Origin of the sequence: Endozoicomonas sp. YOMI1 (assembly GCF_024606345.1) — a bacterium.
In the GTDB taxonomy this organism is placed as follows: domain Bacteria; phylum Pseudomonadota; class Gammaproteobacteria; order Pseudomonadales; family Endozoicomonadaceae; genus Endozoicomonas.
Window position 1 is genome coordinate 1 of record NZ_JAHHPM010000274.1, and the last position, 11,625, is coordinate 11,625.

An 11,625-nucleotide genomic window follows, 5' to 3' on the forward strand; every position below is an offset into this window, starting at 1 on the left:
GGGCTCGTTCCTCTCCAGTGATCAGCCTGCAGGTGAATTCCGAATGCTGTGCAGGTGGTTTCCGGCGTATAGAAGGCATGACTCTGTATCGGGCTTTCCTATGGAACGTCGGTGGTGGCAAACGTTACAAAATAATCAACAATAACAGGGTGCGATAGGTTAAAGCGATATTGCATATTTGGAAGGCGCAAGCCATGTTGATCAACTTTAGTTATTAACTTGTTATCATAATAAAATCTGATTGCTCTTGAAATATTTTCAAAGATTATTGTGGTTGTTCTTTTTTTGTGATTACTCCAGGCTTGTGAAAATTTGAGTGGGTTTTTAAATTCAAAAATGCCTTGTTTTTGATCAACCCAACGGACAGGGTTATCTTGATTTTGATTGCTGTTAAGATTGTCTAATATAAAATGCCAAAGAGGTTTTTCTTTATTTATTAAAACATATCTTGGCTTGCTTAATTGATGTAGATTGAGGGAGGGATTGCTTTCCATTTGGGAAGTACTGGCTGTCGGGGTATAGTGGGTATAGGTAAATGGTAATACATTTTTTGCCGGCTCAGAAAATTCTGGTTTGACATTTGAGTGTTCAGCCACCTGAGTCTCCAAATTTTTTTCAATAGCGGTGTAATAATCTGCAACAGCTCCACTTTGTCTGGATGAATCTAAAAAAATATCTGGCACTGTAGAAGTGAACCTGTTGTCAGAGTGTGCAGTGGCTCTGTTTTCGGTAAAAATAGAAAGATCATTTTTTTTCTGGTTTTGGAGTATCAGATTTTTCCCGGAACTGTCAGGATCTGGTGTTTCATAAGTATCCTGCGTATTTTTATCATTAGTTAACACAGAACTATATGTCGATTTATTAGATTCCTTATAAGCAAGTGGCTGTGTCATTATGCCAGCTTCTGTGAAATAGGGATGCATTGTTTCGAAGAAGTCATTCATTATCCCTGGGTAGTCATTAGAAATGCTCTGTACACCATGAGGAACATTTAAATGGTTAAAACGTTGATAATTAATTTTCATCTGTCTCTGTGATAAGGCGGTCTGATTTTGTCTTGAGTTTAAAGGACTGTTTGTTAATATTTGATGTGTGGTGGTATAGGGAGCGTATCTTAGAGGTTTTTCTTTATTTGATCTCGTAGTGGACGATCTTCCATAAAGTTGACCATTGATATTGGAGTACACTTTATTGAATTTCGTTACTGTTTGACTGTTAGCTGATACTGGGTTGCTCATAATAAATTTGACCTTATCTTTGACTTTGACTTTGACTTTGTCCTTTTTAAATGGCTAAAAGTTCCATTTTTGGAGATATCCTATCTTCCTCTTGATAAATAACTGGCTGGGTACCCACTCAGGAACCCAAACCAATATCAACAGCGTACTCAATATCGTTATCCTGTCGCTGGATTTAGCCGTAAACCGGACCATTCGGGACTGTAGATATTCGTTGGAAGACTGAACCGGTGGAGGGTACTGATGATAATTCTGCTCTTTTTGCATTAGCTGCTAACTTTCATCAAATGGATTATAGAAAGGCATCCCTGACTGCTGAAGGTAGCTTTTAGTAGTTTCATCAGTATGCATAGCGCATAGAGCAGTAGCTGATTCTGCCACGTTACGGGAGAAGGACTGACCAGAGATGCGTCAGGTGCAGAAAAAGCGGTATCTTGAAAATAAGAATAGTGAGCAGAAGTTGGATTATATGTGTTGATATACATTCTTTGCCCTCTATTCAAGAGGTAACATTAAGTAGTTGGTTAACTACTTTTGATAGTGCTTCCTTCTTGCGCGCCTGTATGCGCTCCCTTTGGATCTTCTTTCGATGCTCTGCGTAATCGGGATTATTCCGGTAGCGCTCCCTTTCTCGTTTCCGTACTCGCTCTATGTAAGCGGGATCTTTGCGAAGCTGCTTTTGGCGCTCCCTTTGGCGCTCCCTTTCGCGCGCTACGTAAGCAGGGTCTTGGCGAAGTTCCCTTTTCTGCTCTCTTTGGCGCCGTGCGTAATTGGGGTCATTCTTGTAGAACAGCCTTCGGCGCTCCCTTTCGCGCTCTGCGTAGTCTGGATCATCCCGGTAGCGCTCCCTTCTGCGCTTGTTTTTGCGCTCCCTTTGGCTTTCTGCATAAGCGGGATCTTTACAAAGCTTCCTGTGCTTCCTGTTGCGCTTAATTGGTAAGGTGCAAATTTCATCAGGCACCTCAACTCTTGCCTGGACTAAAGCGCCTGATGAATCAATTTCTACAGGGTGATGAGGGTTGCGATCAACAGACGAGCTTGTTGAGATTGATTGACCTAAACCTAAAATAGACTGGATCGAAAAATGTTCATTATCAGGAATATATATAGGGGCATGATCATTAGTCTGTAGTTCTATGCTGACTGGTAAGTAATGTAAATGGCTATTAACCATAACAATCGCTCTTTTTTCAAACCGGGGATCATCAAATGGATTATGAAAAGGTATCGCTGACTGTTGAAGGTAGTTTTTAGTAGTTTTATCAGTACGCATAGCGCACAGAGCAGTAGCTGATTCTGCAACGTCACGGGAGAAGGCCTGAACAGATGCAGAAAAAGCCCTATCCTGAAAATAAGAATAGCGATCATAAGCTACATTTAATTGGGTGGGAAAATCAGGTATATACATTGAATTATTTAATTATTGAATTGTATCTTATGACCCTCCTTTCCAATAAAAGTTCCTTTGCGACAAGAATCTTAAAGAGTGATTACCAACCCATCATGGCCAGCTTCAATATTTTTTGGTAAGGGATTGGTATTCATCCAGTTATCAAGCTCATGACCAATATGGGTAAGAATAGTGCGTGATGGTTGTATCCTCTGGTGCAGCTCTATGACATCGTTCAGGCTGTTGTGAGCCCCGGGAGGATTTGACATGTCCGGAGCGTAGCTGCAGTCAATGATCATGATATTTACCGGATTGCTGGTAAAAAAGGTGAGGGTTTCCTTTGGTAGTCCCAGAGTATCCGTCAAATAGGCCAGTGTCCTGCCATTACGATGAAAAACATAGCCCATTGTTGGGCGAGAATGACTGAGGGGAACAGGGGTTATCCTGACACTGTTTACTGTAAAGGGAGCGAAGGGAGTCACTGTCTGGGAAAAATCAAGAATGCCGGAATGTTTCAGCAGCTCTGTCGGGGCATCCGACGTGTCTGGCCCGGTCACGGATATTTTCAGGGCACTTCCCCAGCGAAGGCTAAATAAACCGGCAATATGATCCATATGGTAATGGGTCAGAATAATATGTTTCAGGGAGCCTGCAGGAAAACGATCTTCAATATCCGTGAGACCTGCATCAATAAGAATCACTTCACCGTCGAACTCCAGGGTAGCGGAAGCAGGTCGGCGAGTGAGAAAAGGGTCCATGATGGCTCTAATGCAGGCGGGGCAGTCACAACCATAAACCGGGCATCCTTTCACGCTGCCTGTGCCGGTGAGGGTAAACTTCATCGGGAACTCCATAAAACACTCTATAAGCTGAGGGGCAGTACCGTGGTGGATTTAATGGCAGAGAGAGCCAGGGCCGTTTTAATCTGGCTGACGCCGGGAATCTTCATCAGCTCTTCCAACAGGAAAAAAGAGAGTGCATGCTGATTTTTGGCGACCACCTTTAATAGGTAATCGCCATCACTGCCAGTGATGGCGTGACACTCCATAACCGGAGACATGGCCAGAATGGCCTCTTTGAAATGGGTTGCAGAATCCGGGGTATGATTATCCAGAGAAACAGTGATAAAGGCTTCTACATCCAAACCAACAGCCTTTGGATTCAGTAAAGTCACCTGTTTCTGTATGTAGCCTTTTGCTTTCAGCCGACTGATACGGCGGGAGCATTGTGATGCAGAGAGGCTGACCAGCTCTGCAAGACATTGCAGGGATAGCGCATCGTTCTTCTGGAGTGCAGACAAAAGCCTTATGTCGTAGGTATCCAATACATTCCTGCTTGCCATCCGATCCCTCGCTATTTTTTGACCGCACTTCTCATCAATACAGAAATACGCAGATAAGTCATCTTCTCTAACCGGGATAATGTGCTTCTTTCATTAACAACCCCCGGCAATCATGGCTTCTGCCGAATGCATTGACAGGAACCATACAAAACGGGTGGGCTGACTGATTATGTCAAGTAGTTTAAGCCCAGTTTGATGGCTCCGCCAATTCATTTGATGCAAACCTTTTGTATCATCTTGCGTAAGGTGGCTTTAGAACGCAAGGCTTTTGCATCAGGCCAATCGTATACTTTTTCTATACTGTGGCTGGAATGTAATAGAGGACGAAGCATGACAACGAACAGAATATCAAAGATTACCAGCACGAACCCGATGGGAACCGATGGGTTTGAATTTGTCGAATACGCAGCGCCTGATGCGTTTGTACTGGAGAGTCTCTTCAAACAGTTTGGATTTGTTCCGGTAGCGCGCCACCGATCCAAAGAGGTGACATTATATCGCCAGGGGGGAATTAACTTTATCGTTAATAGCGAGCCTGATTCATTTGCACGGAAATTTGCCCGTGAGCATGGTCCCTGTGCCTGCGCATTTGCCATTCGGGTAGAAGATGCCGCTTTTGCCTATGAGAGAGCCCTTCAATTGGGCTGTAAACCCGGACCAACCCAGAGTGGATCCATGGAGCTGAATATCCCATCCATTGTGGGCATTGGAGGCAGCCTGATTTATCTGGTTGACCGATATGGTGACAAAGGTTCAATTTATGATGTGGACTTCGTTCCTATTGAGGGCGTTGATCAGGAACCTGAAGGTGTCGGCCTGACCTTTATTGATCATCTTACCCACAATGTTCAGCGGGGGAATATGGACAAGTGGGCATCTTACTACGAGGATATTTTTAACTTCCGTGAGATTCGATATTTTGATATTGAAGGAAAGTTGACCGGGCTGAAATCCAGGGCAATGACCAGTCCCTGTGGGAAGATCAGAATTCCTATCAATGAGTCTTCTGATGACAAGAGCCAGATTGAAGAGTATCTGCACCAGTATAATGGTGAGGGCATCCAGCATATTGCATTGTACTCCAAGGATATCTATCAATCTGTACCGGCGATGCGAACCAATGGCGCCGCCTTTCTGACCCCACCACCTGACACCTATTATGAGATGCTTGCAGAGAGACTGCCCTGGCATCATGAAGATGTTGATAAGCTGAAGGCCAATGCCATCCTTATGGATGGGGCACCTACAGAGGAGGGTGGGTTGCTGTTACAGATTTTCACTGAAACCGCCATTGGCCCGATTTTCTTTGAGATCATCCAGCGCAAAGGGGATGAAGGGTTTGGTGAAGGCAACTTTACCGCGCTGTTTGAAAGTATGGAACGGGATCAGATGAGAAGAGGGGTGTTGTAGCATTTTCTCTGAGCTAACTGACTGATAGTCAATCAGTCTGATTCACTTAAGTGGCCAGCATTATAGCTGGTTTTATTAAAGGGCTTTTCAGGGAATAAACCTTCAATCTGGTGGGGTAGTGGGTAATTTATTACCTTGCCTGAAAGGTCGGGGAGAGTTTTTATGAAGTCATCCAAATATCAGGCCAGAAAGCCTGATGAGTCAGGCTTTATTGAATATACGGAAGAGGAGCATGAAACCTGGAGCATTCTGTATCACCGACAGATTGAGCTATTGAAAGGTCGGGCATGTGATGAATACATGAACGGCATTGAAGAACTGGCCATGCCGTCAGAGCGGATTCCACAACTGGATGAAATAAGCCGTGTGCTTAACGGTAAAACCGGCTGGGGGGTTGCCAGGGTGCCTGCGCTGATCTCCTTTGATCGTTTTTTCAAGCTTTTAGCCGACAAACAATTCCCTGTTGCTACCTTTATCCGGGTCAGAGAAGAGCTGGATTATCTTCAGGAGCCGGACATTTTTCATGAAATATTTGGTCACTGTCCTTTACTGACCAATCAGGATTTTGCTGACTTTACGGAAACCTATGGCAGACTCGGTCTGGCTGCCAGCAAAGAAGAGCGGGTTTACCTTGCCCGGCTTTATTGGATGACTGTTGAGTTTGGCTTATTGAATACTTCGCAGGGGTTGCGTATCTATGGCGGTGGAATTCTCTCCAGCTATGGTGAAACGGCCTATGCCCTGGAGAGTGATATTCCCGTCAGAACAGCCTTTGATCCACTGGAAGCCCTCAGAACACCCTACCGGATCGATATTTTGCAGCCATTGTATTATGTACTGGACAATATTGCGGTTCTTCATCGCCTTTGTGAAATGGATATTATGTCGCTGGTACATCAGGCTATGACGATGCCTTTGCTTCCTCCTATGTTTGAGCCAAAGCCTGAGGATGGTGCTGCGTGAGATAAGCTTTCTACCACTTCAAAGTGGTAGAATTCAACGCTTTTCAATTTTATGTTTGCATAGGATAGGTATTAGCGGTTTTAAGAACTAGAAGATGCTAACCATTCCAGTTGGTTGTTTATGCATCCTATCCAGCGATCAAGCATAGAAATTTTATTTTTCAACTCTTCAATGTTGATGCGAACATACCCTACCCAAAGGGCTTCCGTTATATCTGCAGGGCTCATTGTTTCCATTTCTTTCTCATAATTATCAACACTTTGCTGCCGCTGGCTCAATCTTTGTCTTGTTTCTTCAAGCTTTATCGTTAAATTTTCCAAATCTTTATTCCGTTCATCTATCATTTTGCTTTTAAGTTCCATTTGTTCCTCTGGTTTAGAAAGTCGGAATAATACTTGCCGGTAGATCGGATCTGAGGTTGATTGCCCTTTTTTCTCCAGTATCTCTTTTAATGTATTCAACTGACTACTGGATAAACGATCAACCATTTTGACCGAGTTGAAATACTCAGGTAGAAAATCAGAATCACCTGATTCATACAGGTGTACATTTAAGGAATCTTGATAGTCAGATTTTTTTGCCAAGTGCTCCACTATTTTTTCTGTTAACCACTGGGATGCCAAATCTATTGCTGGTAAATCTTTTCTGTCGATATTGTTAATCAGTTTGTCGATTTCACCCAGCATATCAGTAGGAGTTTGAGATTCAGAAGCAAGTTTTTGTTCCAGATAGTGCGTAAACAGCTTTCGGCCTGCAGCAGTTCCAATATTGAACCGACCTTCAGCCAGAGATTGAATAAACTCTTCGTCAGACTTCGGCGGATTTAACTGAAGTTGAGCTTGTCCTACAGTTATTTCTCTTGCTTCCAATTTTATTTCAGAGCGCTGGTTCATGAAATCAACAGCGGCTTGCTTCTGTTGTATATACTCGCTTTCGGAACGTTCAGGATTTGAACAACAGACCAAACTGTTTAACCAATTACCTTTAGGGAGACCGGTTTTGAGTTCTCCGTTATTCAGGCGGATAGATGCATTAACACCATCAGTCTTTGAAAATTGGTCAAGTGTGTGTTGAATTGAAATTATTGGGGTCATTTTAAAAATAGCCTATTTGAAAGATCAAAGGTACGACACGTAAATGATATTGAAAGTTCCTTATTTAAAGCAAAAAAGCGAAAGACCAGAAATTATACCAATTCCGCCTTCTAAATATGATAACGAGCAAACCATGTTGATACTCTGTCATAGTCGTTTTCATTAATGCATATCCTGATTTTTCATATTTGAACCCTGTCTTCTTTTTTAACATCGACACCAATGGTCGCTATTCTTTCCGGTTATCTCAAGTATTGGTGAGAAGAAGACGAAAAGCCGGAACGGTAACGAGGAGAACACATAGCAAGGTGTGGGCCATAATGGATTACCACCAGGCCAAACCCCTGCATACAAAGGTGAATAAAGAGCCGACCAGACTTGGCAGTTCCAGAGCGCGTTCCAGCAGTATTAACGGAATAACAATGGCCAAAGGTATAAGGGGTAACCCGCCTGCCAGTTGGCACTGCTCCTTCTTTAAATGGTTTCATCATTGTTATCCGGTAAAATACTTGCTGTTGAAGCTTATTTTTTTGTTGCTTCCCTGTGTTAATATTCATGGGTTTTTGTGAGATTGGCTGTGATTTCAATGGTCAGCCATTCGGCGTTACTTCTTTCCTGAATAAGTCAATACCTTGAATTGCAAGGAGTCTACAATGCAGCCGAGGGAGCTGAGCATTCAAACATCGCATTTAACATTTGCTGCGTTGGAGTGGGGGGATCCTCTGGGTATTCCGGTTATTGCTCTTCATGGGTGGCTTGATAATGCGGCCAGTTTCACGCCAATGGCCACAAAGTTAGAGGGTATCAGGCTGATTGCCGTGGACCAGGCCGGTCATGGTCTTTCTGAACATCGTCCGGCGTGGTTCAGTTATGATGTTTGGCACTACGTTGAAGATCTGGTTTATCTTGCTGAGTCATTGCAACTTGAACGATTTGGTTTGCTGGGGCATTCCATGGGTGGTGTGGTCAGTGCCATGGCAGCGGGTTCAGTTCTGAAAGATCAGGTTGCCGGCTTGGTAGCTATTGATGGGCTTTTCCCCTGGCCAAGAAATCCTGAAGATGCCCCTAAAGCTCTGGCCAACTATATCAATCAACGCAGAACACCTGCAGATCAGCTGCCAGTGACCCGCTATCGATCGAAGCAACAGGCAGTTCGGGCCAGGGCCATGAGCCAGTTCAAAGTTTCCAGGCAATCTTCAGAACTGCTGGTGGATCGATCCATTATTCAGGATGGAGATGACTGGATCTGGACGGTTGATCCCCGGTTAAAGCAGGGTTCTCCTACCCGTTTTTCCCTTGAGCAGACTCTGGCATTTCCCCGGCAGATAACCTGTCCTGCCCATATGGTCTATGTTGACAGTGGTGCGATCAGTGATGCTATTACCCAGCATCACCAGCAGCTGCCAAATATTCATTTTCACCCGATGAGCGGAAGCCACCACCTTCATATGGATGATCAGGTGGAAGCTATTGCCAATATAGTTAACTCTGTTTTAGGCAGTAAATTATGATAGTCTGAATCGTCGTTGGGGGAAGACTTGGATTGTGTTTCATGAATAAAGTGATTGTGGATATCCCGGGTCTACTGAAGACTCTTCAATCGTGTTCTCTAACCATTACCTGCAAGATACTCAGTACCCTGCTTTGCCTGGTAATTGTTCCTTCAACTTATGCATCGGGAATTCCAACGTATCCTAATGCCCGTATAGAGCTTTCCATTGATGAGAACCGTCAGAACCATCCGATCATTACCAACCGGATGAAGCGGGTCAACGGTGTTGTTACCTCTGACGGCGCTCAGTGGCTTGACGGGCATCTGATCAGGGAACTCTACTTTCTGCCGCCCGGGCACAGCAGCAACCAGGGCTTTGAGTTTTATGTCAGTCTGTTCCGTGGGGAGGGTGTTGAGACGCTGTTCGAATGTCGCAGCTTTTCCTGTGGTGCCAGTAATTTCTGGGCTAACGATATCTTTGATATTTCCACTCTCTATGGTCAGGATAAAGAACAAGCATTTTACATTGGCAAAAAGCTGAGCACTTTTTATACGGTCTATGCGGTTCGACGGGGGAATGGTCGTATTTATACATTGGTGGATATCTTTAAGCCCCATGACTATGAGATGGAACGGGCAACGGAACAGAGTGCTGGCAGCAGTATCTTCAGGCTTGAACCCGGTAAATCCGGGATCGAAAAAAGTTCTGACCTGACCTCATTTGTCGCAAACATGAACATTGAGCCATCAATGAATGCACTGCTTATCATCCACAGCCCGATACCCGATACCCTGGCAGAGCTGGATGCATGGCAAAACAAAATGGAAGCACTGCAAGAGAATATTGTTCAGTATTTAAATGAGCAGGGGATCAGCGAATCCCGACTACGCTTCAGTATTTCCATTGGCACTGATGATAATTCGCTGGACCCGGAAGTATCGCCATCTTTCTGGCTTGAAATTGTGCCTTTAAATTAAAGGTTGAATGTCAATGTACGGATTCCATGGGCTTATTCTCATATAAATAGTGTGGGTTTCAGTTAACAATACTCTGACTAATGTAATTAAAAAGTCGTATATATTCGTATAGGTTGACCGCCTGATCACCGTTCTGAATGCCTCTGTGTGAAACAGCAGTGAATGCGCTGTGGTGGCCACTCAATTCAGCTATGTTCATGGAGTGTATGTGGTTTGAAAAGTGGGCTTTTTATGACTTCGAGATCAACATCCATCAGATCATACCCTTCAAACATTGATAAACTGAGTCGGGTAAAGGGCGGGGTGGCTGGCTTGCTCATTGGTGATGCCCTGGGTGTCGGTACCCATTGGTATTATGACCTTGATCAACTGGCACAGGATTATGGCCCCTGGATTGATACTTACCAGGACCCTGCGGTTAATGGTAGCCATGGTTTTGCCAATATCAGTCACTTCCGTTATCAGCAGGGGGTCAGGGCCGGTGATCTTTCCCAGACGGGCCAGGTGATCCTACTGCTGCTTGAATCTCTGGCCAGTTGTGATGGCTTTGTCCTGACAGATTTTCTTGCCCGGCTTGATGATTTTTTTGCGCCTTTGTCCGGTGAGTCCTTTTCAGGGCGGTATACGGATGAATTGATGGTAGACCTGATCAGGGCGCGCCGAACGGGTTTGCACTGGGGTGATCCCCAGATTGCTTCGGGTTGTGACACAACTGAGGGAGCACAGTTTGTATCTTTGTTGGCCCTGGTGATTGATGACCCGGTTGAGCTGGTAGAGGCTGCTGGTAAACTGTTGCAGACATTCTATCGTGAGCCTTTTATACGGCAGAATACGCTGGTATTTGCCCTGGTTGTTCAGGCCATGGTCAACAGCATTCCTCTGGCCGAATTGCCAGCCTGTTTAACGGCTATGGCAAAACGCCCAGACGTGATGCCGGCAATACAGCGTTACGACCATCTCCTGACTCCGGGTAATGGGCAGGTGGCCTGGCAACCGGAGACAGTTCGTATAGAACCTGCCCTGCATATCAGTCAGGTCTATGGTATGGATTGCCAGCTTGCTCACGTACTTCCCTGTGCTTACTACCTGATGCACCGCTACCCTGATCAATTTGAACAGGGGGTATTGTCTGCCATCAACGGAGGCGGCAACAATATGGCCAGGGCCGCTTTAACCGGCGTTCTCCTGGGAACCATGAATGGGTTGGAGGCGATACCGGACCGTTTGGTGAGTGGACTCCATGACAGTGACCGCTATTTGAAGCTGGCAGACATGATGAGAGAGCAGTGATGTTTTGGCAAGCTATGTTGAGAACGTTTGTAGGTTAGTGTCGAGTAGAGTCACATTGAATTTTCCCGCGTATAACCCTGTCGATGGTAGTGGCCGTTTATTCGCTACTACTAAACCCAAGACTGATGTTTGCCTTATTTCCCAATAAACCGGGCAATCATTACCGCCGGACTCATTACACCCACGTACCCTGCGAGCAGATCCGGGGGTACAAAAACTGTTCATTTTTACGCCATCGGTCGATGTTTGTTTTTTGTATGCGAAAGGATGCAGGATTGTCCGCAGTTAAGGGCTCGTGTTATCTTCTCAGGTTAAACTACTGTGTTTATAGTCAGTGATCTCAGGGAGCCGAATGGCAGGGTCGGTTAGCAAAAAGAGTCCTCAACTGGATAAGAGTCCTCAACTGGATAAGAGTCCTCAACTGGATA

At 44.9% G+C, this 11,625-nt stretch carries 10 protein-coding genes; 5 read left to right on the plus strand and 5 right to left on the minus strand.

Annotation, left to right across the window (positions count from 1 at the left end; all coding sequences use genetic code 11):
- Window positions 1-98: 98 nt before the first annotated feature.
- From KDK15_RS09550 to KDK15_RS09565, 4 genes are all read right to left on the minus strand, one after another.
- Window positions 99-1,238, minus strand: a complete 1,140-nt coding sequence (locus KDK15_RS09550) for an ETS domain-containing protein (protein WP_257295126.1) — start codon at window positions 1,236-1,238, stop codon at window positions 99-101.
- A gap of 499 nt (window positions 1,239-1,737) precedes the next feature.
- On the minus strand, window positions 1,738-2,646 hold the full coding sequence (locus KDK15_RS09555) for a hypothetical protein (RefSeq protein WP_257295127.1): 909 nt from the start codon (window positions 2,644-2,646) through the stop codon (window positions 1,738-1,740).
- 71 nt (window positions 2,647-2,717) lie between these two features.
- A complete protein-coding gene (gene phnP / locus KDK15_RS09560; RefSeq protein WP_257295128.1) occupies window positions 2,718-3,470 on the minus strand; it encodes a phosphonate metabolism protein PhnP in 753 nt (250 codons plus the stop codon).
- 20 nt (window positions 3,471-3,490) lie between these two features.
- Entirely contained in the window at window positions 3,491-3,970 is a 480-nt protein-coding gene (locus tag KDK15_RS09565) for an Lrp/AsnC family transcriptional regulator (RefSeq protein ID WP_257295129.1), read from the minus strand.
- Window positions 3,971-4,300: 330 nt separating this feature from the next.
- Between KDK15_RS09565 and hppD the strand changes: the two genes are divergently transcribed.
- Entirely contained in the window at window positions 4,301-5,380 is a 1,080-nt protein-coding gene (gene hppD, locus KDK15_RS09570) for a 4-hydroxyphenylpyruvate dioxygenase (RefSeq protein WP_257295130.1), read from the plus strand.
- A gap of 162 nt (window positions 5,381-5,542) precedes the next feature.
- Window positions 5,543-6,343, plus strand: coding sequence for a phenylalanine 4-monooxygenase (gene phhA, locus KDK15_RS09575; RefSeq protein ID WP_257295131.1), 801 nt, complete (start codon window positions 5,543-5,545; stop codon window positions 6,341-6,343).
- A gap of 80 nt (window positions 6,344-6,423) precedes the next feature.
- On the opposite strand, the gene KDK15_RS09580 is transcribed toward phhA, so the two are convergent.
- Window positions 6,424-7,437: a hypothetical protein gene (locus KDK15_RS09580; RefSeq protein WP_257295132.1), complete on the minus strand. Its 1,014-nt coding sequence runs from the start codon at window positions 7,435-7,437 to the stop codon at window positions 6,424-6,426.
- 653 nt (window positions 7,438-8,090) lie between these two features.
- On the opposite strand from KDK15_RS09580, the gene KDK15_RS09585 reads away from it, so the two are divergent.
- From KDK15_RS09585 to KDK15_RS09595, 3 genes are all read left to right on the plus strand, one after another.
- On the plus strand, window positions 8,091-8,948 hold the full coding sequence (locus KDK15_RS09585) for an alpha/beta hydrolase (protein WP_257295133.1): 858 nt from the start codon (window positions 8,091-8,093) through the stop codon (window positions 8,946-8,948).
- 41 nt (window positions 8,949-8,989) lie between these two features.
- Entirely contained in the window at window positions 8,990-9,907 is a 918-nt protein-coding gene (locus KDK15_RS09590; RefSeq protein WP_257295134.1) for a DUF4892 domain-containing protein, read from the plus strand.
- A gap of 303 nt (window positions 9,908-10,210) precedes the next feature.
- Window positions 10,211-11,197, plus strand: coding sequence for an ADP-ribosylglycohydrolase family protein (locus tag KDK15_RS09595; RefSeq protein ID WP_257295135.1), 987 nt, complete (start codon window positions 10,211-10,213; stop codon window positions 11,195-11,197).
- Window positions 11,198-11,625 lie beyond the last annotated feature (428 nt).